The organism is Staphylococcus sp. AtDRG32, assembly GCF_004365845.1.
Classification (GTDB): domain Bacteria; phylum Bacillota; class Bacilli; order Staphylococcales; family Staphylococcaceae; genus Staphylococcus; species Staphylococcus hominis.
The window spans coordinates 146,007-172,894 of sequence record NZ_SODE01000003.1 but is presented as its reverse complement, the minus strand read 5'-3'; the positions used below and the strand labels follow the sequence as shown (position 1 = coordinate 172,894).

Below are 26,888 nucleotides of genomic sequence, written 5' to 3'. Positions count from 1 at the left end.
TCTTCCCGGAGCAAACTATACACATAACTATCTGAGAATTCCCCTTGTAAACGTTCATCACTTCTCAATATACCCTCTTGTGTGAATCCAAGTCTTATTGGTATAGCTCTACTTTTCTTATTTTTAGTAGACATTCGTATTTCGATTCGATTAATATCATATTCTTCATATACATATTGAATAAGTGCTTTAGTGCATCTAGTCATGATGCCTTTCTTTTGGAAATCTTCAGCTAAATAATAACCAATCGAAGTTTTTTTATTAACTAAATCTAAATAGTGCAATCCAATAACTCCTACAAGTTTCTGATCATACCAAATGCCACAATGAAATCCATCTCCACGCGCAAATTGTTGTAAAGCCGACTGAATAAACTTCTTACTGTGTTCAACCTCAGTTGTGTATGCTACAAATGGCAAGAACTCCGCTAGATACTCACGATTACTATCTACTAATTTAAAAAGTTGATCCGCTTCACGTTCTTCCAAAATTTTCAACTTAACATGTTCATTGACCTCGTACCCAAACATCATCCCGATCCCCCTTCAGTAAAAATTCCTAATTATTCAGTAAATTAAAGTCATAATAGCATAGATATATATATTGTAATAGTATAATTTACATTAAATTTTGAGTTTGAATTTATTTATATTTCCTTTTACTTTAATTTGTAAATAAAAAGCATCCCTTCAAAATGAGGGATACTTTCTTTTAATCCTCTAATATTAGAAATCTTTTTACTTTTTTATTTAATTCAGCTTCGTCTATTAAACTATTTAATATACTCTTTTGCTCTTCGTATTCTTGTTCTTTTTGAGTTTTATAATTATATAAATAGATATTTTCTAATTCGTTTTTATTAATATTATTAAAAATACCTTTTATATATATTAAATCGATATCCGCAAAACTAAAACCATAAAAATATATATTTTCAATTTTTTTGTCGGATAAATCTTCAAACCAATTTTGATTATCTTTATATATTCTAGAAGTATCTTTTATTAACTGATGTTTTAGGTAGTTATTAAAACCAAAGGCTGAATGGCCTATTGAATGAATATTTTCTACTTTTTTATGTCCAAATTCATAACCTACGCCATCTTTAACTACATGAATATATTTAATATTATTCTTATTAATATTGTAAAGCATTTCCAAAGTAGGGGTATAATTCAAACTTAAAAATATATCTTCATTTTTATTAAATAAATATTTCAAATCTTTTTTAGGAGTTGCTTCAGAAATTTTATCATTTTTTAATTTTTCTATCCACTTTTTAAAAAAACAGCTAAAACTTGTAGAAAAAGTAATAGCTGGATTTATATACTTATCGCTCTTTTTAACAACGTAATCTAAATCTAGTCTACCTATACTTTCTTCTAAATCTTTCCATAAATTTTCTTGATTTTCTTGATGAGCTGTTTCAATTATTTCAAGCAATAATTTCGCATTATCATCATCTGAATCAGCTAAAGATTCTTTAAAGTTTGTATAAGCTAAAGCAATGTGATGGTCTATGTCAAAGCCATTCCCAATTACGTATAAATTCATTTTTGTTCCCCCTTAGTTTATGTTCTAACTAGTAATTACTCTCGTATTATCAAATATTACTGAACTAGCTATAGCATCTGTTAGATTTGTTTTAGTTATTTTTAAGCCTGAACTTGTCATTAGTTTATGTATTTTAGGATAAATCGTTTCTGATCCATCCATAATCGTTTGGACTGGATTATCGGTGTCACCTATCCCTCTCATTTTGTGAGGGACAGCACCAATAAATACATCCGTGTATTGTGTTGAATTTTCTAAAGTAGAAATATCAAAATTTGTTAAATCATCATATTCAACAATTTCATATCTATCTTTTAAACTCGCTTTTTTAAATATGCCGTTAATATCTTTAGCTTTTAAGCCCCCGTTTCTTACCCCTAAAATGAGAACTTTAGCATTGTCATTATAAAGATGACCTTGATTACTATCATTTTTCTCAAATTGATAACGTTCTAAGAAAGTATCAAATTCACTTTGTTGATTGTATAGCCTTGCTTCTTGTTTTAATCTCTCGAACAATTCTTCTAAAAAATCATTTAGTTCTTCGATACTTAATTTACCCAATCCTATTCCCCTCCGTTTTCATTAAAAAGTTGTGGTAATTTTTCTTTAAAGTTTTTGACTTTTTTCAGATAACTATAATATTCGAGTAATTCTTCTTCCATTTTAAAGGCGATGTCTTCTTGAGTTTCTTCATCTAGCATAGACACCTTATATTCTTGCAAAGATTTTTGTGAAATAACATTAATCACAGTTCCTGTCATTAGTTGTTTTAACTGTTCAACACCTATTTCACTTGTTAAAAATGCAAATAAATAGTAAGGACTCACTTTATCGTCTTTAATTCTTAAAATATTAAAATTAGAAGAAATAATTAGATTATCTTTAGCTAAACTTTCGGTAACAATAGCTATTTTTAAATCCGAACTTCTTGTACTTAATACAATATCCTTAGGTTTTAATAAATATCTCTCATATTCATCGAGTATATCTTGACTGATTTGTTGTTTAGGAGTATCAATTTTATAATCTTTTACATCAGATAAATTAAGTAAGTAACCTGATTTATCTTTACTTTCTTCCTCATCTAATCTTTTTTTAGATACATCTTTTCCACGAATCGTTTCTACGATGTTAGTTAACTCGGTAGGACTTACAAGACGATCTTCAATATTAACTAAATAACGAATAGGAGATAAATTATAGTCATTATCTTTGACTTCTTGTTTATTCACTTTTACAGAAATTTCAGTTTCTTCTTCTAGCGCTTTCATAATAGTTGTAATATTTTCATCTTCAAAAGTATTCTGCATTCTGCCCTTTTGAGTATAAATTTCTGAAGCATCAATAAATGTAATCTTATCGTTATTGTCTTTTTGCAAAATTAATAAAGTTGTAGGTATAGCCGTATTAGTAATCAAGTTCGAAGGAAGTTGAATAACTGCTTTTATTAAATTCTTCTCTATCAACTCTTTACGTATATCTTTAGCCATTTCAGTAAATGTAGCAGCGTTTCTTACTACAATAGTTCCTACACCCTTATCCTCTAAATTATTTAAAATACGATTTGTAAATATCCATTCAGAGAATTTACTTCTTGTCTTTAGATAACTGTTAGAAGCGGAATCTTCAATTTGTTTTAAACGTTTATTATCTGCATTTAAAAATAATGCATCTGAATAAATACATTCAAATTTATCATTGCTTCCAAAATTTAAAGTAGAATCAATTTTTTTAATTTCTATATTCGTTTCTGATTGAGATAGAAGCTGTTCGCTAATTTCAGCTACGTTATGATTAATTTCTTCACCCCTTAAGTATTTAAAATGACCTTCCTTATTCGCTCTCCATAGCATATGTCCTGTTCCCGAACCTAAATCTAATAGTGAATTTTGATTACTATAAGTTTTGAAAATCTCTAAAGATAGCGATTCGATAGACTCAGTATAAGTTGATACTGAATGACGATTCATAATTTGCAAGTCATAATAAATACTTTGTAATTCTTGAACTGTCTTATTTTCTAATTGTTTGATTATTTCTTTAGTCGAATTATCCTTAAACTCATTGTCAATTTCTTGTTTGCTAATTTTTTTAATTACTAATTCCTGTAATTCTTCTAATGTCATTGAACCTCTTAATGTGTTAACTTGTTTTAATAAATCCAATATAATTTTCTCCTTCGGTTAATGTTAACCTTAGTATATAGTAATACCCTTTAATTGTAAATGGTTAAATTTAACCTTTTAATTTTTAAAGTAAAAAAACTAGCGACTTGATTTTATCGCTAGCTTATAAATCTACTTTATTTTAAATTTTCCATTCGTCACTAAATTCGCGGAGCGCCATAGTTACAAATTTATCTTTTTCATCTTTATTTATATTATTTTCATTTATATTTACTGTAAAGCATAATAATATGATTAATTCTCTACATATTCTAATTAAATTAATCCCTAACTCATTTAATTCATCTGATGTAATAGTATATGCTAAGTTATCATAATCACTAGTGGCTTGATCTATAAAATTACTATCTAATACCTTTAAATACCTATGTTCCATTATATTTCTTATCGTATAAGTACGTCTTAACTTTTTATCTATACAATCCAAATTCTTTGATTTAGTTTTAGCGAATAAATCTTTATACGTCCAATATATGCCTTTCAAGGCAATATTATTTTCAAATACCTCATATATTTCATTATTAGCACTTTGCCAAATTCTTTTAAAAGAAACTTCACGATCTTTCAATCCTAATTTGAAATATTTATTTAAAAAATACCCAATTCTATCAAACAATGCATAAGCACTTCTATATGCTGCCTTTACTCTTTCTATATTTAAACCATATTTAGGATAGTCAATTGTATTTACTAAATATACATTTTCATCTGAAAAGTGATTCTTGTTATTATACATCCCTTCATAAAGTATATATCTGGCAGAACAATACTCTTGTTTAATTTGATTAAAAATTCCATAAAACGATGAATGATCATTAATTGACGTTAATATATTTGGCAAATGAAGGGTGTCTTGATTATTTTTAGCCATATAATCTATATCATTTATTGTGTTCAATGCTAAACTATTTTCTGCCACCCAATCCCAGTAGTTTTCATTAGTAATATTATTTGTAAAGTTATGATTATCTAATCTATCTTTTTTTAATATAGATTTCACATTGTACTCTGTATCATACGGATTAAAATTATCGATTTCATCGAGAATATCAATTTTACTTTGATAAAAAGCTTTTGCATTAGGGTGTACTATACTATCCTCATAAGTTAAAGCCGTATCTAGCAATTGATAAGCATATTTATAAAGAGGCTCTTTATTATCTGTGTAATCAAAACAAGCATAATCAAAAATTTCTGTCCCTAAATTTCCAATTGCCATACCAAACTGAGAAGTTGCTAATTTTCTCATCTCAAATATTGCAGATGAATATTTTCCTATAGAAATAAGTAGATTACAATAATTGGTTTTTACACTATTATATATACCATTTAAATATATGTATTCTATCTCATCAATTTCAGTATCTTTTAAATATTCGTCCATTGAATTAATCGCAGTTCTAGCTAAAAACAAGCTTTTTTCAATTAGTTTTTCCCATTCTATGGTTTCTTTGTTATTACCTTTTATATCAATATAATTATTTAAACTAGTAAAACTAATGTACAAATAATAAGCATACATCATCTTAGATTCAACATAATCGGTTGATAATTCTTCCAATTTCTCACTAATTTCATATAATGAATTTGTATCCTTTTTATCTAAAGCTTCATCTGCTTTTTTCGCGTAATTCAATAATTGTTCATTTTTATACCACTTCATTCACTTTACCTCTTTTAGTTTTTTTTTAGCTTTTACCTATTGTTCAAAATATATTAAAATAATTATACTCAAGAATGAAAGGAACTAAAATCAATGAAACCATTTTTTATTGATGAAAATTATTTTGAATATGAATACGATCAGCTACTTAAAGAAATAGATATATTCGACTTTTCTAAATTTAATGATTTAATTAATGGGTTGGATAGGTTAGGCTCAAATATAGTTTCTACTATTAATTCTATACACGATACCTGTGAATATTTCTGTAATTCTTTTGTAAGTTTAAAATATTCAATAAGTTTAATTGAAACTGTTAACGAAGAAAAAAGAAACTATTATTGGGTTTTTTATTTTCATAATATTACTTTACATTTTCTACATACATTAAATGATTTATTATATTCATTAGCTCAAGAATATACTTCACATTATGAAGTAAAAAAAGATATAGGTTTTAAACGAAATTTAGTAGAAAATTTGATAGCTTCAAATAACGACACACATAGACAAATCGGCAATATCCTTAATAAAGATGTTCCTATACGTACTATGAGATATAGAGATGAATACACACATAATATAATGCCTTACAGACCCAATAGTAACCCAACTGTAGAAAATGGCATTACTATGTTTCGAGGCTATTCTACCATGATAACAAGTTTAAATAGTTTAGTGGACGATATTGAATCTGATTTAAAAAAACTAAAAAAAAGAGCTAAGAATATTAAGCAAGTAGTAGGTTTAACTAATGATTAAGCTTCGTATAAATAAATAAAAAAGTATCTATTAATAAGGCTTTGGATTAATCAAAACCGCTATTAAAGCTATAGTAATGTTTGATACTCCTTTGTCTCGTATAGAAAAATTAGAAACAAAAGAAGATTAGAAAAGATGACTAATAGAGTTGCTATCAACAAAATATAAAAGAAGCAAAATAACACTTTTACCTATACTTCAAAATTACACGACTTACTAAGTACGAAAAAAGCTTTAAAATTGCAAAATCTTCAGAAAATATGAATAATTATTTCATAATTCTTTTTAATAATAAAATTTTTATATCTTCTCACCTCATTTATATTTGTAATAATTGATTTATAAATTTCTTTATTAGTTGTATATATTCTATAAATTATTGAATTATTTGTTTAATACCAAAATATCTTTTTTAATAAAAATAGTATATAAAACAATAGTGAAAAATAATATATAAATGTAGTACCATAAATTAATTATCAAAAAATGAGTGTTAAACATAGATGTACTTGATTGACTAAGATAATTTAATATTTCACTTATAGGTGGTAAAACAAATGAAATATATTTAAAAGTAGGTATTTCTTTAATAATATTTGATTTTAAAATGGCTAACAAAGATATCAATATTAATAATAACCAACTGTATTTTCTTGATAAAAAATTAGAATATTTAAATAATGCTGTTAATATTATTGCAGTAATACTAATTATAATATGGACATGAATTCCTATTAATATCTCTGTAAGAGATGGTAAATGTTCAAACCTAAGAGATACTAATGGATATGTAATGGCAAAAATAATTAATGGTACGGTCATTAAAAAATTAAATATCAGTTTAGAAGTTAGATACAGTGATCTCCCAAGTTGCGTAAGTAGTAATTGTAATTCTTCTACTGATTCTAAATCAAAAGTAATCAAATTTAACCAAATAGAAATAAAAAGTAATAACATTGAAGTAGTACCAAAACTAGATAAAGCTGGTTGCCCTGCATAATAATATAAAATAACTACTATCAATACAAATACACTATATGGAGCAATAAATTTATATGATCTAATCATATTTTTGAAAAAATAATAGATTGGTTCAATCATTTCTATTATTCACCTCTTCAATTAAGTAACCATTATTTATTAATACTTTTAGTACATTATTACTCTGTCTATTATCAACATTTATAATAGTGTATTCTTTATGATGAAATACTTTAACTTTATCGAAACTTTTCATCATATCTTTAATTTTATTGTGATTTTTATTGTTAACTTTTATTTCTTTATAGGGATTTAATCGTTGCTGCAATTCCATCCATTTTTTATTTTCTAAGTTGAACTTATGAGTAACAAAACTTTCATCGAGTAATTCTTCATGAGATGTTAATATAATAGTTGCATTTTCTTGCTTTTGAACAATTAATTTTTTCAAACTTATTATTGCTTCTTTATCTAAACCAGAAAATGGTTCATCCAATATATAAATATCAGCATTTTTAATTAAACACTGAATTAAATTTACTTTTTGTTTTGTCCCTTTAGAACATAAATTCAATCTCCTATCTAATAAATTATTTAATTTGAAATAAATAATTAAGTCTTCTATATTATGTTCGTTATCATTGTATATATTATCTAGAAAATCTAAATATTCTCTTATTGTTAAATTTATTGTAGAAGGCAAATAATCTGGAGCATAGCTAATTTTCCCGTTCACTTTAATACTTCCAGAGGTAGGCTTTATTAATCCTACTATCATTTTAAGCATCATAGACTTACCACATCCATTACTACCCTCAATCAATATAATTTCATTTTTGGGAAATTTAAAAGTAAGATCTTTAATAATAGTTTTTTTATTAATAGTTTTTTTAACATTAGAACCTTTAACACTTAAAATAATAATATACACCTTCTTACATATAGCTTATATTTCTATTACATTATTTCTTTTATAAATATCTATTTTTTTACCACTTTCCATACAATAAACTATTTCTTTATGTCGTATTTCTTTTTTAAACGGTCAATCTTAGCCGCAAAACTCATTGAAACCAACATTCTTCATATTTTAATGCCATTCAAAGAAAAACGATTGCTAGTACCATAAATATAATCATGAAAAACTATATCTACGTAGCTTATTACTACTTACAATAATTCTTCATCTCTTCTATATCTCCTTTAACAAGTTGATCTAAAGAAGCATTAAATATTGCTGTAAGTGCAATCAAATTATATAAATCAGGATAACTTCTTTGATTTTACCAATTAGAAATCGTTTGACTTGATCCAAATAATTTTTCTGCTAAATCCATCTGTGATAATTTATGTTCTTTTCTATAGCTCCTAATTTGATTTCCTACAATCATATTTAACCACTCCTTACCATCACCTTATCTTATTAAAAGATTTTTTTCTATCTAATATATTAATAATATAATAAAACAAAACTTACAAAATAATTTATATCCCTTTTTTCCTAGGAAATGATTATATTAATGAGATTGTCTTTACGATGGATAGCAATAATTATCAAAAATACTTGTTTCTTTTCTATTACAATATTGAGGAGGTAAAAAGAAGCTCTTGGAAGGGAGTTTTTTTATAAAATTATTAACATAAAAAACATATCTCATAAATTTAGATTTTTTCTCTCTAATTTTATAAGATGTGTAAAATTATTTTTGGATTATATTCTATTTCTATAATGTAGTATATCCACCATCAATAGTAAATACACTACCCTGTGCAAATGAGAATACATCCGAAGCGAGATAAACGACAATGCCACCTAATTCTTCTGATTCACCTGGACGTCCCATTGGGGTAGCACCCATCCAATAATCAACCATTTCTCCTCCAGTATTAAACATCGATTCAGTTAAAGAGGACAAGTAGAGGCTGATGCAAACGGATATGGCGGTACATACTAAATTAAATATCTAGAAATTATTTGTATATATTGAGATCTAAATATTATACTTTTATTTGATTCTTTGAAAAAAGAAATAGTTAGTAGTTATATACTACTCATCCTATATTGATATTAAATAATTATTTATGAAAGAGCAAAGCATCTCGTATTCTCCCTCATGAAATACCAGATGCTTTGTTGATTTTATGTTTAAAGTTATTGAATAAACTAATTTTTTTTATAAATTGGATGATTGATTATTTGTAATATTCTTCTCTGAGCAAACTATACACATAACTATCTGAGAATTCCCCTTGTAAACGTTCATCACTTCTCAATATACCCTCTTGTGTGAATCCAAGTCTTATTGGTATAGCTCGGCTTTTCTTATTTTTAGTAGACATTCGTATTTCGATTCGATTAATATCATATTCTTCATATACATATTGAATAAGTGCTTTAGTGCATCTAGTCATGATGCCTTTCTTTTGGAAATCTTCAGCTAAATAATAACCAATCGAGGTACGTTTGTTAACTAAATCTAAATAATGTAAACCAATGACGCCTACAAGTTTTTGATCATACCAAATGCCACAGTGAAATCCATCTCCGCGCGCAAATTGTTGTAAAGCCGACTGAATAAATGTTTTACTGTCTTCAACTTTATTTGTATGTTCAACAAAAGGTAAAAATTCCGCTAGATATTTACGGTTATTATCAACTAATTTAAATAATTGTTCCGCTTCTCGTTCTTCTAATATTTTTAATTTTAACCGTTCATTAATTTGATATCCAAACATTATTAAAACCTCCCATATTTTTCAAAATATTCAATAAATTATAAATATAGTAACATAATTATATACATTAAAAACATAAACTTATTAAATATTTGTAAAATTTTAAAATCAATCATTATTCTCTAACTATATATGTTAATCTTTTATACATCTGTTTTATTAAATTTGAAAGGAGTTAAATACATGGAAAACAAATCTAAACAGTTTTCAAATGTGTTTATTTTTGCTTCAGTTATTGTAGGGTTACTGGTAATTATTGGAGCCATCTTCCCTAATCAATTTGGTTCAATTTCTGGAGCAATCGGAAGTTTTATTACAGAAACGTTTGGTTGGTACTATATGCTACTTATTAGCATTATTCTGATATTTTGTATCACACTTACTTTTCATCCAATTGGAAAGCTTAAGTTAGGAAAACCTGATGATAAACCAGAATTTAATACCATTTCATGGCTAACAATGCTATTTAGTGCAGGTATGGGTATTGGACTTGTATTCTATGGATCTTCTGAGCCCATTTCACATTATCTATCGCCGCCAACAGCGAATAAAGAAACAGAAGCTGCTCTAGCTGAAGCCATGCGTTCAAGTTTCTTACATTATGGACTACATCCTTGGGCAGTTTACGGTATTGTTGCATTGGCTCTTGCATATACACAGTTTAGAAAAAATGACTTAGGACTCATTTCTCGTACATTACGTCCTATTTTCGGAAATAAAGTAGAAGGTCCATTAGGTACTGTTATAGATGTTCTAGCCGTTTTTGCTACTATTATTGGGGTTGCAGTGTCACTTGGTGTTGGCGCCATGCAAATTAACGGTGGTTTAAATTATTTATTTGGAGTGCCAAACAATAAACTTATTCAAGGCATTATTATTCTTATTGTTACAGTTTTATTCTTAATTAGTGCTTGGAGTGGCTTAAGCAAAGGTATTCAGTATTTAAGTAATTTAAATATGCTTTTAGCTGCGATGTTATTTATTATTATTCTTATTGTAGGCCCTACAATTTTAATTATGAATATGTTTACATACTCAATTGGTGACTATTTGAATACTCTTATTTTTAATAGCTTTGATGTTGCTCCACTTAACTCACAAAAACATGAATGGTTACAGTCATGGACGATTTATTATTGGGGCTGGTGGATGAGTTGGTCACCATTTGTAGGTATCTTCATTGCACGTATTTCAAAAGGTCGTTCGATCCGTGAATTCGTTATAGCAGTATTAGGTGTTCCTACAATTATTAGTATGCTATGGTTTACAGCCTTCGGTATTACTGGTATTAAAATTGGTAAGCAATCTAAACATATCTTTAGTATGCCACCTGAAACACAATTATTTGGTATTTTCAATGAAATGCCTATGGGTACAATTTTGTCATTTATCGCTATTATCTTAGTAGGCTCATTCTTTATTACATCCGCAGACTCAGCTACATTTGTATTAGGCATGCAAACATCATTTGGTCGTTTAAATCCATCCGGTTTTGTTAAAATTGTCTGGGGCGTGATGTTATCAGCGATTGCCTATGTACTTTTATTATCTGGTGGATCGACAGGTCTAGATGCGCTACAATCTGCTGCTATTATTTCAGCATTACCATTTAGTTTTGTTGTTATTTTAATGATGATTTCATTTTTCAAAGATGCAAATCAAGAAAGAAAATACTTAGGTTTAACCTTACAACCTGATCATCAACGTAAAAAGGACTATATTAAAAATAACACAACTCAACAATCTAAAATCAAATAGGACAGAAACTGAGACATCATTAAATGTCTCAGTTTTTTTATTGATAGCCGATGATTGAATTGAACATGCATTTGTCGCAAGCTTTTTTCAACCTTAGTCCTCTTTTTTGGGGACGACACATTCAAAATGAATTCTATCTACTCTTGTAGTTTGTATAAGATATCTTCTAAAACTCTACTATAAAATAAAAGGTCACAGCGAATTGAAGACATTCGTTGTGACTTTATTTTTAAAATGTTCCTGGATTGAAGTTAGTCTTCCATTCATTAAATGGCCAATATCTCCAAACGACTTTACCTACAAGTTGTTTTTTATCTACTAGACCTACAACATCAAATCGGCTATCTATACTATTTTGTCTATTATCTCCTAAAACTAAATATTTATCTTTAGGAAGTTTCATTTCACCATTTGAACCTTTAATTTGACTTGATTTAAATGAGCCTGTTAAATATTGACCTTGTTTGTGTTTCTTATTGTAATCTAAATACGGTTCAGACACTTTTTTATTATTTACATATAATTGGTCTCCCTTATATTCTACTGTATCCCCTGGTGTACCAATCACACGTTTAATAAAATCACGTTTTGAATCTTCATGAAATACAACGACATCACCATTATCAATGTGATTCATAGATTTAGAAATTTTACTTATAATCACTTTATTGCGATCTTGAAACGTTGGATACATCGAAGACCCAGATACTGTATAGGATTCGCCAATAAACTTTGTTACTACAATAACAACCAGTAGCCCCACTACAATGGATATAACCCACTCCATGATTTCTCTTTTCACATTTCATCCCGCCTATCATTTGTTTTATTCTCGATGACTTCTACTCTATCATACATACTTTTCAAACACGTTTCATTCTTCTTACGATTGATTTCTATTTGAATCTTTCACATTCGTAAGATATCCCTCTTACTTTGTAAGGTTAGATAAAGGCACCGCTTCATTCACTCTTTTAAAATAAGAAGTGTAATAGAGATAAGGAGTGATGAGATTGAAATTATTATTAAGAATCATATTAACTATTCTTGTCATTATTGTAGTCATTATAGGTGGTTTATTTGGATTAAACGCATATTCAGACCAACATCCTAACAATCGTTCTATCAATGATTGGAATAAATTAAATCCCTTAGCACCAACGCATGAGTATTATGTTAAGACTCAAAAACCATCAAAAGTGGAAGTCATTGATAAGGAAAAAGACTTCTACATCTACCATTACAATCAAATAGCTTACACCAAAGATGGTAAAGCTAAAAACATTGATTACACAGCGTCTAAAAAATTAAAACAACATCATTACTTAGTTGTAAGCGAAAAATCTCACACCATTACATCATATAAAGAAGTAAAACAATCAGACATTCCAACTAAAGCGAAAGAAAAATTATAAAACTTACAAGGAGTATGAGAATCATGCCTATTTTAAACGTTAATCATGTATCAAAAATTTATGGAACGAAACAAAAATTTAAAGCACTACACGATATTAATTTTTCAGTCGATAAAGGAGAATTCGTTGCAATTATGGGCCCATCTGGTTCAGGTAAGACAACCCTTCTTAATGTTATCAGTTCGATTGATAGCATTTCAGATGGTACTGTAGAAATCAGTGGCAATGAGATAAACCAGTTGTCTAATAAAAAATTAGCCCAATTTCGTAAGAAAGAACTTGGTTTTATTTTCCAAGATTATAGCGTTTTACCTACATTAACAGTTAAAGAAAATATTATGTTGCCATTATCTGTCCAAAAAATGAAAAAAGATGAAATGGAAAAAAACTATCAAGACGTCACAGAGGCACTTGGTATTTATGATTTAAGTGATAAATATCCTAGTGAAATTTCTGGAGGTCAACAACAACGTACAGCTGCTGCACGTGCTTTTGTACATCGACCATCCATCATTTTTGCAGATGAACCCACAGGTGCACTGGATTCAAAAAGTGCACAAGATTTACTTCATCGCTTAGAAGATATGAACAAACAATTTAATAGTACGATTATTATGGTTACTCATGATCCTTCAGTAGCAAGTTTTGCACAACGTGTCATTATGTTAAAAGATGGCGATATTCATTCAGACATTCATCAACAAAGTAAAACAAAATCTACATTTTACAATGAAATTATTCAATTACAATCAGCCCTAGGCGGTGTGGCAAATGACGTTTAATCAAATTACATTAAAGAATTTAAAAAGTAATATCAAACATTATGTATTATATCTTTTTTCATTAATCTTAAGCATCATCTTATATTTTAGTTTTGTCACATTACAATACACACATAGCTTAAATAATGGTTCATCAAAAATAATCAATCAAGGTGCAAAAGTTGGTTCAGTTTTTTTATTCATTACGATTATCATTTTCTTAATGTATGCGAACCATCTATTTATTAAACGTCGTACACGTGAATTTGCATTATTCGAACTCATTGGACTAACACGTGGTAACATTCTTAGAATGCTTGCTATCGAACAAATCACTTTATTTATTAGTACAGGCATTATTGGCGTTATCATTGGTATTTTAGGTTCAAAATTATTGCTTTCAATATTAATAAAACTGATGCATTTACACATTCATGCATCTATAGGATTTGAAGTAGCTGCTTTAATTCAAACAATGATCATGCTAATGTTAGCGTTTATTTTAATTATGTTAGAAAATGCGATCTTTTTAAAACGAAGAACCATACTTTCTATGATGAAAGACAGTATGAAAACAGAAGCAGTAAAAGCGAAAATCACCACGCCAGAATGTATTGCTGGTATTCTTGGACTCATAATGATGATGTTAGGTTATTATATGTCTACAGAAATGTTTGGTAAATTTCAAGAATTAACAATGGCCTTATTAACGCCATTTATTATTTTATTCTTAACTGTAGTAGGCGCATATTTGTTTTTCAGAAGTTCAGTTTCAATTATTTTTAAATCTTTAAAAAAATCAAAACAGGGTCGTGTCTCTATCACTGATGTCGTCTTTACATCTTCGATTATGTATAGAATGAAGAAAAATGCGATGTCTTTAACTATTATTACAGTCATTTCAGCAGTTACAGTAACAATATTGTGTTTCGGAGCAATTAGTAAAGCAAATGCTGACTTTAATATTCAATCATCGTCACCTCAAGATATTAACTTTACTAAAGCAAAGACGGCCCAACAATTTGAACATCAACTTAACCAACACGGTATACCCTATACAAAAAAAACGTATGAAAATGCCAATACCCATATTATTGAAAATGATGTCATTAAAAGTAAAACGGGTAATGCAATGCAAAATGAAAGTATATCGATTATGGCTGATCCTCATATCAAAGGTCATCACGCTACAATTACAAATTTACAAGGTCCACTTTCAATGATGTTTAATGTTCAAATTCATAAAGATTTAAAACTAAAAGGACAACAAGTAAAGACATTTTATGTAGATAAAAAAGATTTAAATGAAATCATTCCAATGGATGCTTCACTGGGTGGGCCAGTACTTAAAATTAGCGTAGACAACTATAATGCTTTAAAAACAAAAAATCAACTTACACATCATTATGGTTTTAATATTAAGCATCATAGTGATCTTTCAAAAGCTGAAACATTAGCTAAAAAAGGAAACCAAAATGTAGTTTTAAAAAGTGAAACCAAAAAAGCAATTGATGAAAGTAATGGCATTCTTATATTTGTCACTTCTTTCTTAGGTCTTGCATTTTTAGTAGCAGCTGGTTGCATTATTTATATTAAACAAATGGATGAAACTGAAGATGAAATAAACAATTATCGTATTCTGCGACGTATTGGTTTTACGAATACAGATATGATAAAAGGACTAGCTTTAAAAATTATATTCAATTTCGGTTTACCGTTAGTAGTCTCTTTACTCCATGCCTTTTTTGCAGCAAACGCATTTATGATCTTAATAGGCAATTATACATTGACACCTATCTTCATTGTCATGATTATCTATTCACTCGTATATCTGATATTTGCAGTTATTTCGTTCATTCATTCAGAAAGCATCATTAAAGACACCATTTAAATAATAAATTGAAAGGATATATTAAAATGACTATTAAAGAAATGATTCAACACGCATATGGCGACTTAGTAAGTTTAAATGTAAATTGGTTTAATGGTATCATGTTAGCTCTGATAGTATTAGTTGCTAGCAGCATTACAACGCCATTTATTGGTGTGCCGGTAGGCTTACTTGGCGGTGGCTATATTTTGAAAAGATACGAAAAAAATAACCATTAGAATAAAAAAGGAAGCTCAAAATGAATTGAGCTTCTTTTTTTATTATTCAATATTATATGCATCTAAAATTACTTTTAATAACTTTTTAATATAAGTTTCATTAAGGACGTTAGGTTTAATTAATATATTGAAATAAATCGGTGAAAAAATTAAATCAATAAATAAATCTTGGTCCGCTTCGTCAATATATTTAGAAATAATAGTCTTCAATATTTTACGATTGCTATCAAAATAACCTTTCATAAATATGTCACGTGCTTCAGATTTTTGATAACTAATTAATATTTCAATCACAGCACGACCTAAATGAGTTTGATAAATATTCATAATTCTTATTAGAAAATGATACAATTCATCGTACATCGTTTTATAATCATTTTCAAAAACGTGGATTCGACTGACAAACATATCGACAATAATAGATGATTTATCTTTCCAACGTCTATAAATCGTCGCTTTAGAAACACCAGTATTTTCAGAAATTTGATCTATTGTTATATCTCTAAAATAAGTCGTTTCTAATAACTGATCAATTTCTTTAAATATTTTTTCATTGATTGTTGGATCTTTCGGTCTTCCAGCCATCTTTTCTCCTTCTTAAACGTGAAATAAATTCTACAATTTCAAAGATAATTACTGCACTAATAAACCATACAACAAAACCAACCAAAATACTAAGTAACCACTCATGTGTAGAATATAACATTGCCCATGTTGCTAAGATACTACATAATACACCTGTCATACCAAAAACTGCACCTCTACTAACATGTTTAGCAACGACATCCCCATGTTGCATACCAGTAATAAATAAAGAAACAAGAAATACTGCAGGTAATGTTGCAAAAACGCCACCTAATTCCTTCCAAGGTAGCATAACTGAAATAATATAACTTAACATAACGGCTAAACCACCCACGAGAAATTTGATAAAAGTTAATTTCATTAAAAAGTCCTCCAAATATTAAGAAATGTGTCGTACTGCAAAAATAGCAATTGAAATGACTAACCAACAAATAAATGCAAACGCTGTACCTTTTTTATAATCTCGTTTACTTATATAAATCGACGTAATAAATACTGTAATAATGCAAGAAATAATACCTATTATAGCTCCTGAACTAAGATGTATCGACATTTGAATCAGCCGTTCTCCTCGATGATCTATGGCTAAAGCAATAATAGCTGCTAGGTAGACTGCCGGCATAGTCGCAATAATGCCACCCATTTTCCCTCCTACTTTCTCAGCCATAATCGATGCAAAGGCAACAGCGATACCTCCAATCACAAAATGAAGTATCGCACTTGAAATTGATATTCCGAACACATGAAACCCTTCTTACCTTAATTATTAAACGATACGTTTCGTTTATTAATATTGTAATTCTATTTTCAAACTATGTAAATATGAAATAAAAAATCCATTATTATAAAATAATTGATAAAAAAAAAGAACAGGATGCTGAATACAACATTCATTCTACCTGTTCTTTTAGTCATTAACGTTTATATAGTTTTATTTTAATTTCATAATAATCCTCGTGGTCTTTATCACGATGCTCAACATGAATACCTGAGTCTTCAATGGCTTGAATACTCTTACCCACTTCATCACGTGCTTGTGTCAAATCTTTAGCAAATTGGAATGTTTTTGCTTTTACTTTTTCAGGAGCTAATTTTTGTTTCACACGAGCTTCTGTCTGTTTGACATTCAATTTCTGAGCAATAACTTGTTCAATCAATTGTTCTTGATCCGCTTCTTTTAAGGATAATACTGCACGTGCATGACGTTCTGTAATTTTACCTTCACGTAATCGTACAATTACTTTTGGTGCTAATTTAAGTAAGCGTAATTTATTAGCAATAAAACTTTGGCTTTTTCCAAGACTTTGCGCTAACTCACTTTGAGTGGTTTGTCCAATTTCAAGTAACTTTTTATAAGCTTCGGCTTCTTCTATTGCAGATAAATTTTCACGTTGGATATTCTCAATAAGGGCGACTACAGCAGTTTCTTCATCATTCATATGACGAATAATGACGTCTGCTTTAGATTGATGCAAGGATTGTAATGCTCTAAATCGTCGTTCACCAGCAATAATTTCATACATATTCTCTTCTATAGGTCGAACAACAATGGGTTGTAATAACCCATGTTCTTCTATCGACTCAGCAAGTTCTGTAATTTTACTTGAATCAAACACTTGGCGCGGTTGATAACGGTTAGGTACGATACGCTCTATTTGAATGGATTCCACACTTGAATGACGATTTTCTTCAATATAATCAACGATGTCTTCTTTATTTTTTAAACCAAATAGTTTAGAAAAAGGTTTTTTCATTGTCCATTCACTCCTCTTAAAATCAATTTTAACATGAGTAACCGAAAAATTGATTAATTTTCTAATAAAGGAGTTTTATTAGGTGTACCAGGTTTTCTAGGATATTTTTTAGGTGTTTGACGACGCTTATCAACTATAATCATTTGTCTTTCACCTGCATCTTCTGGTAAATCAAACGTGTAAGAATCACTAAACGCTCCACCTAAGATGCTTATACCAAATTGTGCTTCTGCTAATTCTTCTTCACCTTTTGCAGACTTTAATGCAATAAACTGTCCGCCTTTTTTCACTAACGGCAAACATAACTCACTTAGAACAGTAAGTCTTGCCACTGCACGTGCTGTTACCACATCATATGTTTCTCTGTTGACACCTTTACCAAATGTTTCTGCTCGATCATGAACAAAACTTACTTGTGTTAATCCAAGTTCAACTGCTAAATGATTTAAAAACTGAATACGTTTATTTAATGAATCGACAATGGTTACTTTCAATTCTGGAAAAACAATTTTTAAAGGAATACTTGGAAATCCAGCACCAGCCCCTACATCACAAAGTGTTAATGGTTGATTAAAATCATAGTAAAATCCGGCTGTAATAGAATCATAGAAATGTTTCAAGTAAACTTCATGCTCATCAGTAATACTTGTTAAATTCATTTTTTCATTCCATTCAACAAGCAAACGATAATAGGTTTGAAATTGTTGTTGTTGTTGATTTGTTAATTCAATACCTTGCTCACTTAACGCTTTTGTTAACCATTCGATGCCACTCATTAATTTTTCACCCTTTGTAATTTACCTTGTTCTAAATATACAAGTAAGATAGAAATATCTGCAGGATTAACACCTGAAATACGTGATGCTTGCGCAATATTTAATGGTTTAACCTCTGATAATTTTTCTCGTGCTTCAGTGGCTAAACTATCCACTTTACTATAATCTAAGTCTTCTGGAATTTTCTTTTCTTCCATACGTTTAACTTTTTCAACTTGTTGTAATGATTTATTGATGTAACCTTCATATTTCGTTTGAATTTCAACTTGTTCTTCTACCGCTTCTGGTAACTGATGCGTTTCTTCTAATATCTCTAAAATTGTATTATACGTCATTTCAGGACGACGCAATAAATCAATGGCTAAGATACCATCTTTTAAGCGAGAACCACCATGAGCTTCAATCACAGATTGCGTATGTTCATTCGGTTTAATACGGATATTTGATAAACGGTCAATTTCATCTTGAATTTGTTGACGTTTATCATTAAAACGTGCATAACGTTCTTCAGAAATCATGCCTAAGTCATAACCAATATCAGTTAAACGTAAGTCGGCATTATCATGACGTAATAATAAGCGATATTCAGCACGAGAAGTCAACAAACGATAAGGCTCATTCGTTCCTTTTGTTACTAAATCATCAATTAAGACACCAATATAAGCATCTGAACGACTTAGAATTTTTTCGCCTGTACCTAATACGTTACCTGCAGCGTTAATACCTGCCATAATGCCTTGGCCTGCTGCTTCTTCATAACCAGATGTACCATTAATTTGCCCTGCAGTGTATAAGTTTTTAATCATTTTAGTTTCTAATGTTGGCCATAATTGTGTTGGCACAATCGCATCATATTCAATCGCGTAACCTGCACGCATCATATCTGCTTTTTCAAGACCTGGAATAGTAGCTAACATTTGGCGTTGAACATGTTCAGGAAGACTAGTTGATAAGCCTTGCACATAAACTTCATTCGTATTACGTCCTTCTGGTTCTAAGAAAAGTTGATGACGTGGTTTGTCATTGAAACGTACAAATTTATCTTCAATAGATGGACAATAACGTGGACCTGTACCTTTAATCATACCTGAATACATGGCTGATAAATGTAAATTATCATCAATGACTTTATGTGTACGATCATTTGTATACGTGAGCCAACAAGGGAGTTGGTCTAAAATGTATTCGGTAGTTTCAAAACTAAACGCACGACCAACGTCATCGCCAGGTTGAATCTCAGTTTTAGAATAGTCGATGGTTTTAGAATTCACACGTGGCGGTGTACCTGTTTTAAAACGCACCACTTCAAACCCAAGTTCTCTTAAATTATCAGCTAATGAAATAGATGGAAGTTGATGGTTTGGACCACTTGAATATTTCATATTCCCTAAAATGATTTCTCCACGTAAGAATGTACCTGTCGTGATGACTACAGCTTTCGCATGATACTCTGTACCTATATTCGTACGTACACCTTTAACTTCATCATTTTCAATCAATAATTCGTCTACCATACCTTGCATGATATCTAAATTATCTTCATCTTCAATGACACGTTTCATTTCTTGTTGATAAAGCACTTTATCAGCTTGAGCACGTAATGCACGAACTGCCGGACCTTTACCAGTATTAAGCATACGCATTTGAATGTGTGTTTTATCAATGGCTTTAGCCATTTGGCCACCTAATGCGTCGATTTCACGTACTACTATTCCTTTTGCTGGGCCGCCGACTGATGGGTTACATGGCATAAAGGCGATATTATCTAAGTTAATGGTTAACATTAACGTTTTAGCACCACGTCTTGCTGAAGCTAATCCCGCTTCAATTCCAGCGTGACCGGCACCAATAACAATTACATCATATTCTTGAACCATTGAATGGACCTCCCTATTTTTCCTTAATTATTATTATTCATTTTAGACTACTGACCGTCTTAATTTTTATTATTTACCTAAACAGAATTGACTAAATAGCTGATTAATTAATTCATCACTTGCTGATTCTCCAATAATTTCTCCTAATAATTCCCATGTACGAGTTAAATCAATTTGAACCATATCCATAGGAATACCAGCTTCAGCTGCATCAATAGCATCTTGAATTGTTTGTCTTGCTTGTTTTAAAAGTGAGATATGTCTTGAATTTGAAACATAAGTCATATCTTGATTTTGTACTTCTCCACCAAAGAATAAATCTTTGATTTGTAATTCTAATTCGTCGATACCTTCTTGTTTTAACATTGATGTTTGAATAAGTGGTGTGTCCCCTATCATAGTTTTAACTTCTTCAATATCTAATTGACGTTCTAAATCTGTTTTATTAACAATAACAATCGCATCTTCATTTTTTATGACTTCATATAATGTACGATCTTCTTCAGTTAAAGGTTCGTTGTTATTTAATACAAAAAGGATTAAATCCGCTTCGCTTAATGCTTTACGTGAACGCTCTACGCCTATTTTTTCTACAATATCTTCAGTATCACGAATACCTGCTGTATCAACAAGTCTTAATGGAACACCACGTACATTAACGTATTCTTCTAATACATCTCGAGTTGTTCCAGCTACTTCAGTGACAATGGCTTTATTATCTTGAATAAGATTATTTAGCATTGAAGATTTACCTACATTCGGTTTACCGACAATCACTGTAGATAATCCTTCTCTCATAATCTTACCTTGAGTACCGGTTTCTAATAATTGATCAATTTCATTTTTAATTTTTTTAGATTGCGCAAGTAAAAATTCCGTTGTTGCATCTTCAACATCATCATATTCTGGATAATCAATGTTCACTTCAACTTGGGCAAGAATTTCTAATATCGATTGACGTTGTTGTTTAATTAAATCACTCAAACGACCTTCAATTTGATTCATTGCAACTTTAGAGGCTCTATCCGTTTTAGAACGAATGAAGTCCATGACTGCTTCTGCTTGAGATAAGTCAATTCGGCCATTTAAAAATGCACGCTTAGTATATTCGCCGGGTTCCGCCATTCTAGCGCCATGTGTCATGGTAAGTTCTAGTATACGATTAATTGTCAAAATACCCCCATGACAATTAATTTCAATAATATCTTCACGTGTAAAGGTCTTTGGTGCACGTAAAACTGAAATCATCACTTCTTCTACAACTTCATCTGTCTCAGGATCTATAATATGGCCGTAATTAATAGTGTGTGATGGAACATCTTTTAATTTTTTCTTTCCTTTATATAACTTATCACCTATTTCAACCGCTTCTGGACCAGACAACCGTACAATACCAATTGCACCTTCTCCCATTGGAGTTGAAATACTTGTAATTGTATCAAAATCCATTATCCATTCTCGCCTCCCTAGTTAAGTAAAATTTCAATATAATATTGTAATAAGTTTCTAATTAAATTGCGAATATATTGTTTTATAATCTACTGGTTAGTCTTCGGTTTGTCTGACATTAGACTTCCGTCAGTCTAATTTTATTTAATTCTCTTATTAAATACCTTTGCTATTTTCAATATATGTTCTAAACTGCCTTGAATCTCTAAAATTGACATATTTTTAGCAGGTTGTCTCGCTATTACAATAATATCTTTTGAAATCATATCTTGCTTATGCACTTTAAAGTTTTCTCTAATGGCACGCTTAATACGATTTCGAGTTACAGCATTTCCGATTTTCTTAGAAACGCTAATGCCTAAACGAAAATGTTCATACTCATTCTTTAGTGTATACACAACAAATTGTCTATTGGCTACAGATTTTCCCTTTTTATAGATTTTTTGGAAATCACTGTTCTTTTTTATACGATAAGCTTTCTCCATGCTTAAATCACTCGCTTACATTGTTCTTATGTTACATTTATCTATTAAAATGTATTTGTTTAAAACGAAAAAAAAGACCACTGAGAAGTCAGTGATCTTATGCTGATAAAACTTTACGGCCTTTACGACGACGACGCGCTAAAACTTTACGGCCATTTTTAGTGCTCATACGTTTTCTGAAACCATGAACTTTACTATGTTTACGTTTATTTGGTTGATAAGTACGTTTTACCATGCAAAACACCTCCATCTACATATTATATCTCGTTCACTACATCTACTTCTAATGAACCTGACTATTTTAATAGATAAATGATAATTGTTAATATCAAATAATTTCGATTTAATTCGATTTTATCTAGTCATAATTCAAGCAACTACTACAATATAACAAATTACCATTTATAAAGCAAGCAGCTTTTGAAACCAATTAATGATTTTCAAGAATGTCTTTTAGTTATATCACTTTTATTTTTTAATATTTATACATTTCATTGATTCAGTAGCTTCTCAATTTTATACATATTTAATACACGTTTATAAATTATTTCCCAAACCTGTTATAGTACATTGAATTATGGTATCATTTTTTATCCACTTATTCACATATAATATTTAATTTTTTGTGGATAATCAATAGCATATTCACAGATTTATACCAAATTTACAAACATATTCACAGCCATTTGACATCTATTGCAGTTAAAAAGTATAATTGTGTGGATAAGTCGTCTGAATCATTTATCTTATAGGATTTTTTTATAAATTCTATACGTGTTTTTACTGTGTATAAATCATAGTATATATAAAGTTATCCACCGAATGTGATTAACTTGTGGATAATTATTAACATGCTGTGATTATTTTTATCCACGCTTATAAAAACTGTGTATAAGTCTTAAATTTATAGAAAGATGGAGTTTATATATGTCGGAACAAGAAATTTGGAAAAAGGTATTAGAAGTAGCTGAGTCAGAGATTTCGAAAACAACGTTTAATACGTTTTTAAAAGACACTGAACTTAAAGAAATTCGCGACAATGTTGCTTACATCTTTGTTATTCATGAGTTTTACGCTGATTGGTTAAACTCAAATTATAAAGATGTAATTCAAACAATTATGAAAGACATCATTGGTTATGAAGTTGATCCAAAATTTTACACTGCTGAACAACTTGCTGAACTTGACGAAACGAGTCGTAAACAATCAAATACTGTAAAAAAAACGTCTGCCATTGATGATAGTCATGATGATATGGATCAATTTAATACGCATAATACGTTTGATACATTTGTGATTGGGCCTGGCAACCGCTTCCCACATGCAGCAAGCTTAGCTGTAGCTGAAGCACCTGCACAAGCTTATAATCCATTATTTATCTATGGCGGCGTAGGATTAGGGAAAACGCATTTAATGCATGCCATTGGTCATCACGTACTAAGTAATAAACCGAATGCCAAAGTGCTTTATACTTCAAGCGAAAAGTTTACAAATGATTTTATTAAATCCATTCGTAACAATGAACCTGAAGCATTTAGAGAAAAATATAGAAATATCGATGTATTATTAATTGATGATATTCAATTCATTCAAAATAAAGAACAAACACAAGAAGAATTTTTCCATACATTTAATGAATTACATCAAAATAAAAAGCAAATTGTTATTTCAAGTGATCGTCCGCCTAAAGAAATAGCAAAACTTGAAGATCGCTTACGTTCTCGATTTGAATGGGGTCTCATTGTTGATATCACACCGCCAGATTATGAAACACGCATGGCCATCTTGCAGAAAAAAATCGAAGAAGAGAACTTAGAAATTCCAGCAGAAGCATTGAATTATATTGCAAATCAAATTCAATCAAATATTCGTGAACTTGAAGGAGCTTTAACACGTTTACTTGCTTATTCTAAATTACAAGGTAAACCGATTACAACAGAACTTGCTGCTGAAGCATTAAAAGATATCATTCAAGTTCCTAAATCTAAAAAAATCTCGATTCAAGATATTCAAAAAGTAGTTGGACATTATTACAATGTACGCATCGAAGATTTTAGCGCTAAGAAAAGAACAAAGTCGATTGCCTATCCAAGACAAATCGCAATGTATCTGTCTAGAGAATTAACTGATTTTTCATTACCAAAAATTGGTGAGGAATTTGGAGGACGCGATCATACTACAGTTATTCACGCACACGAAAAAATTTCGAATGATATTAAGGCGGATTCAATTTTTAAGCAAGAAGTTGAAGATTTAGAAAAGGAAATACGTAAACAGTAATAGGAAATATGAATCTGTTGTATAACAGTGTTGCTAAAATATGACATTCAATATCAAAGATGACTATGCTTCTAAATAATTTTATAAATAGAGCAAGAAGTTAGAAAATGTTAAATTGTGGATAATGTGAAAAAGTAATACACATCATTAACAACTTATCCACATGTGTATAACTTTGATATAAAAGGCGTTTCATGAGATATCCACTAATCCACAAGCCCTACTACTATTACTATGATTTTAAAACCTATATAATTTAAGTATAAACGACTGGAAGGAGTTTAAATTAATAATGGAATTTACAATAAAAAGAGATTACTTTATTACGCAATTGAATGACACATTAAAAGCAATCTCACCAAGAACAACTTTACCAATTTTAACAGGTATCAAAATTGATGCTAAAGATAATAACGTTATTTTAACTGGTTCTGACTCAGAAATTTCAATTGAAATCACGATTCCTAAACAAGTAGATGGAGAAAATATTGTTGACATTACTGAAACGGGATCAGTGGTTCTTCCTGGTCGTTTCTTTGTCGACATCATTAAAAAATTACCAGGCAAAGATGTTAAATTATCAACAAATGAACAGTTCCAAACGCTTATCACATCAGGACATTCAGAATTTAATTTAAGTGGTTTAGATCCTGAACAATATCCATTGTTACCACAAGTATCACGTGATGATGCCATTCAATTATCTGTAAAAGTACTTAAAAACATCATTGCGCAAACAAACTTTGCAGTGTCCACCTCAGAAACACGCCCAGTTTTAACTGGTGTGAACTGGCTTATACAAGATAATGAATTAATATGCACTGCTACTGATTCACATCGTTTGGCTGTAAGAAAATTAAAGCTTGAAGATGAATCAGAAAACAAAAATGTTATTATCCCAGGTAAAGCATTATCTGAATTAAATAAAATTATGAGTGATAATGATGAAGACATTGATATCTTCTTTGCCTCTAATCAAGTATTGTTCAAGGTCGGTAACGTGAACTTTATTTCACGTTTATTAGAAGGTCACTATCCTGATACAACACGTCTTTTCCCTGAAAACTATGAAATCAAATTAGGATTAGATAACGGTGAATTCTATCATGCGATAGATCGTGCGTCATTACTTGCACGTGAAGGTGGAAATAACGTAATTAAATTAAGTACTGGAAATGAGGTTATAGAATTATCATCTACATCCCCAGAAATCGGTACAGTCAAAGAAGAAGTTACAGCAACTGATGTTGAAGGTGGCAATTTGAAAATTTCATTCAACTCAAAATATATGATGGACGCATTAAAAGCAATTGATAATGAGGAAGTTGAAGTAGAATTCTTTGGTACGATGAAACCATTTATCTTAAAACCAAAAGCAGATGATTCAGTCACTCAACTCATTTTACCAATTAGAACATACTAGTGATTAAAGATTAATTAAAAAGTTAAAGTAGAACAGAATTCTTATTGAATTGCTGTTCTATTTTTTTAATTCATTAAAACAATGATTTTAAACTATCTCAGAGGTTCATAATGAAGCTAAATTAAGTAAAATGATGTTTTTATCCACAACTCATTATATTCGCTAAAATAGGCCTTAAAATTAAAAATTGAGATATTATCTCTGATTACTTTTGTCATAATTTTAAAAAATTATCTATTTTTTACATAACAAATTAAAATAACAAAAACTTATTTAAAAGTAAACGGTTTCACACTTCATTTTAAATGAAATTTATTCCTAAAAAAGGTAT

General features: G+C 29.6%; 27 protein-coding genes and 1 pseudogene. 8 read left to right on the top strand and 20 right to left on the bottom strand.

The features are described 5' to 3' along the window. The 5 genes from BDW25_RS06615 to BDW25_RS06595 all read right to left on the bottom strand — a co-directional run. The coding region (locus BDW25_RS06615; protein WP_133945242.1) for a GNAT family N-acetyltransferase at positions 1 to 530 on the bottom strand (530 nt) is incomplete at its 3' end. A gap of 181 nt (positions 531 to 711) precedes the next feature. Further along, positions 712 to 1,554, bottom strand: coding sequence for an AbiH family protein (locus BDW25_RS06610; protein ID WP_133945215.1), 843 nt, complete (start codon positions 1,552 to 1,554; stop codon positions 712 to 714). Between the two features lie 24 nt (positions 1,555 to 1,578). After that, the gene (locus BDW25_RS06605; protein ID WP_017175653.1) at positions 1,579 to 2,118 is read right to left on the bottom strand and encodes a hypothetical protein; all 540 of its coding nucleotides are present in this window, start codon (positions 2,116 to 2,118) and stop codon (positions 1,579 to 1,581) included. Between the two features lie 2 nt (positions 2,119 to 2,120). Next, on the bottom strand, positions 2,121 to 3,722 hold the full coding sequence (locus BDW25_RS06600) for an N-6 DNA methylase (RefSeq protein ID WP_133945213.1): 1,602 nt from the start codon (positions 3,720 to 3,722) through the stop codon (positions 2,121 to 2,123). A gap of 142 nt (positions 3,723 to 3,864) precedes the next feature. Next, on the bottom strand, positions 3,865 to 5,406 hold the full coding sequence (locus tag BDW25_RS06595; protein WP_133945211.1) for an LA2681 family HEPN domain-containing protein: 1,542 nt from the start codon (positions 5,404 to 5,406) through the stop codon (positions 3,865 to 3,867). Between the two features lie 93 nt (positions 5,407 to 5,499). Between BDW25_RS06595 and BDW25_RS06590 the strand changes: the two genes are divergently transcribed. Continuing rightward, positions 5,500 to 6,168, top strand: a complete 669-nt coding sequence (locus tag BDW25_RS06590; protein ID WP_053023571.1) for a hypothetical protein — start codon at positions 5,500 to 5,502, stop codon at positions 6,166 to 6,168. A gap of 384 nt (positions 6,169 to 6,552) precedes the next feature. On the opposite strand, the gene BDW25_RS06585 is transcribed toward BDW25_RS06590, so the two are convergent. The 5 genes and pseudogenes from BDW25_RS06585 to BDW25_RS06565 form a co-directional block, all read right to left on the bottom strand. Then, positions 6,553 to 7,236, bottom strand: coding sequence for a hypothetical protein (locus BDW25_RS06585; protein ID WP_208318181.1), 684 nt, complete (start codon positions 7,234 to 7,236; stop codon positions 6,553 to 6,555). Positions 7,237 to 7,261: 25 nt separating this feature from the next. Continuing rightward, entirely contained in the window at positions 7,262 to 8,080 is an 819-nt protein-coding gene (locus BDW25_RS06580; protein WP_243830615.1) for an ATP-binding cassette domain-containing protein, read from the bottom strand. Positions 8,081 to 8,432: 352 nt separating this feature from the next. Beyond that, positions 8,433 to 8,540, bottom strand: a complete 108-nt coding sequence (locus BDW25_RS06575; RefSeq protein WP_133945207.1) for a helix-turn-helix transcriptional regulator — start codon at positions 8,538 to 8,540, stop codon at positions 8,433 to 8,435. A 333-nt stretch (positions 8,541 to 8,873) separates the two neighbouring features. After that, positions 8,874 to 9,062: pseudogene (locus tag BDW25_RS06570) on the bottom strand (SDR family oxidoreductase); the annotation flags it as partial. A 280-nt stretch (positions 9,063 to 9,342) separates the two neighbouring features. Beyond that, entirely contained in the window at positions 9,343 to 9,885 is a 543-nt protein-coding gene (locus tag BDW25_RS06565) for a GNAT family N-acetyltransferase (RefSeq protein ID WP_133945205.1), read from the bottom strand. Between the two features lie 183 nt (positions 9,886 to 10,068). Here BDW25_RS06565 and BDW25_RS06560 point away from each other — a divergent pair, with 183 nt between their 5' ends. Further along, positions 10,069 to 11,643, top strand: a complete 1,575-nt coding sequence (locus BDW25_RS06560) for a BCCT family transporter (protein ID WP_133945203.1) — start codon at positions 10,069 to 10,071, stop codon at positions 11,641 to 11,643. A 229-nt stretch (positions 11,644 to 11,872) separates the two neighbouring features. On the opposite strand, the gene lepB is transcribed toward BDW25_RS06560, so the two are convergent. Beyond that, positions 11,873 to 12,445 (bottom strand): signal peptidase I, encoded by a 573-nt coding sequence (gene lepB / locus BDW25_RS06555; RefSeq protein ID WP_002447986.1) that lies wholly within the window; start codon positions 12,443 to 12,445, stop codon positions 11,873 to 11,875. A gap of 205 nt (positions 12,446 to 12,650) precedes the next feature. Here lepB and BDW25_RS06550 point away from each other — a divergent pair, with 205 nt between their 5' ends. The 4 genes from BDW25_RS06550 to BDW25_RS06535 are packed head-to-tail and all read left to right on the top strand — an operon-like array spanning position 12,651 to position 15,928. Next, positions 12,651 to 13,058, top strand: coding sequence for a YxeA family protein (locus BDW25_RS06550; RefSeq protein WP_133945201.1), 408 nt, complete (start codon positions 12,651 to 12,653; stop codon positions 13,056 to 13,058). A gap of 23 nt (positions 13,059 to 13,081) precedes the next feature. Further along, the gene (locus BDW25_RS06545; protein WP_133945200.1) at positions 13,082 to 13,840 is read left to right on the top strand and encodes an ABC transporter ATP-binding protein; all 759 of its coding nucleotides are present in this window, start codon (positions 13,082 to 13,084) and stop codon (positions 13,838 to 13,840) included. Then, a complete protein-coding gene (locus tag BDW25_RS06540) occupies positions 13,830 to 15,710 on the top strand; it encodes an FtsX-like permease family protein (RefSeq protein WP_133945199.1) in 1,881 nt (626 codons plus the stop codon). Before BDW25_RS06545 ends, BDW25_RS06540 begins: the two co-directional genes overlap by 11 nt. A 26-nt stretch (positions 15,711 to 15,736) precedes the next feature. Then, positions 15,737 to 15,928: a VraH family peptide resistance protein gene (locus tag BDW25_RS06535; RefSeq protein ID WP_133945196.1), complete on the top strand. Its 192-nt coding sequence runs from the start codon at positions 15,737 to 15,739 to the stop codon at positions 15,926 to 15,928. Positions 15,929 to 15,970: 42 nt separating this feature from the next. Here the strand turns inward: BDW25_RS06535 and BDW25_RS06530 are convergent, their stop codons facing one another. The 9 genes from BDW25_RS06530 to rpmH form a co-directional block, all read right to left on the bottom strand. Next, the gene (locus BDW25_RS06530; RefSeq protein WP_002454547.1) at positions 15,971 to 16,513 is read right to left on the bottom strand and encodes a TetR/AcrR family transcriptional regulator; all 543 of its coding nucleotides are present in this window, start codon (positions 16,511 to 16,513) and stop codon (positions 15,971 to 15,973) included. Beyond that, positions 16,479 to 16,874, bottom strand: a complete 396-nt coding sequence (locus tag BDW25_RS06525; protein WP_017175629.1) for a DUF3147 family protein — start codon at positions 16,872 to 16,874, stop codon at positions 16,479 to 16,481. Before BDW25_RS06525 ends, BDW25_RS06530 begins: the two co-directional genes overlap by 35 nt. Before the next feature lie 18 nt (positions 16,875 to 16,892). Next, entirely contained in the window at positions 16,893 to 17,255 is a 363-nt protein-coding gene (locus tag BDW25_RS06520) for a DUF3147 family protein (RefSeq protein ID WP_017175628.1), read from the bottom strand. A 172-nt stretch (positions 17,256 to 17,427) separates the two neighbouring features. Continuing rightward, positions 17,428 to 18,267 carry a nucleoid occlusion protein gene (gene noc, locus BDW25_RS06515; protein WP_002447985.1) on the bottom strand — a complete coding sequence of 280 codons (840 nt, stop codon included), beginning with the start codon at positions 18,265 to 18,267 and terminating at the stop codon, positions 17,428 to 17,430. A gap of 53 nt (positions 18,268 to 18,320) precedes the next feature. Next, on the bottom strand, positions 18,321 to 19,043 hold the full coding sequence (rsmG, locus tag BDW25_RS06510; RefSeq protein WP_119626066.1) for a 16S rRNA (guanine(527)-N(7))-methyltransferase RsmG: 723 nt from the start codon (positions 19,041 to 19,043) through the stop codon (positions 18,321 to 18,323). Beyond that, entirely contained in the window at positions 19,043 to 20,920 is a 1,878-nt protein-coding gene (gene mnmG / locus BDW25_RS06505; RefSeq protein WP_002447946.1) for a tRNA uridine-5-carboxymethylaminomethyl(34) synthesis enzyme MnmG, read from the bottom strand. Before mnmG ends, rsmG begins: the two co-directional genes overlap by 1 nt. Positions 20,921 to 20,989: 69 nt before the next feature. After that, positions 20,990 to 22,369: a tRNA uridine-5-carboxymethylaminomethyl(34) synthesis GTPase MnmE gene (gene mnmE / locus BDW25_RS06500; protein ID WP_133945194.1), complete on the bottom strand. Its 1,380-nt coding sequence runs from the start codon at positions 22,367 to 22,369 to the stop codon at positions 20,990 to 20,992. A gap of 140 nt (positions 22,370 to 22,509) precedes the next feature. Beyond that, complete coding sequence (rnpA, locus tag BDW25_RS06495; protein ID WP_133945192.1) at positions 22,510 to 22,854, bottom strand: ribonuclease P protein component; 345 nt, start codon at positions 22,852 to 22,854, stop codon at positions 22,510 to 22,512. Positions 22,855 to 22,951: 97 nt separating this feature from the next. Beyond that, entirely contained in the window at positions 22,952 to 23,089 is a 138-nt protein-coding gene (gene rpmH, locus BDW25_RS06490) for a 50S ribosomal protein L34 (RefSeq protein WP_000240855.1), read from the bottom strand. 692 nt (positions 23,090 to 23,781) lie between these two features. On the opposite strand from rpmH, the gene dnaA reads away from it, so the two are divergent. Both dnaA and dnaN read left to right on the top strand, forming a co-directional pair. Beyond that, positions 23,782 to 25,134, top strand: a complete 1,353-nt coding sequence (dnaA, locus tag BDW25_RS06485; RefSeq protein WP_002447945.1) for a chromosomal replication initiator protein DnaA — start codon at positions 23,782 to 23,784, stop codon at positions 25,132 to 25,134. Between the two features lie 289 nt (positions 25,135 to 25,423). Continuing rightward, on the top strand, positions 25,424 to 26,557 hold the full coding sequence (dnaN, locus tag BDW25_RS06480) for a DNA polymerase III subunit beta (protein ID WP_103288253.1): 1,134 nt from the start codon (positions 25,424 to 25,426) through the stop codon (positions 26,555 to 26,557). Positions 26,558 to 26,888: the final 331 nt, after the last annotated feature.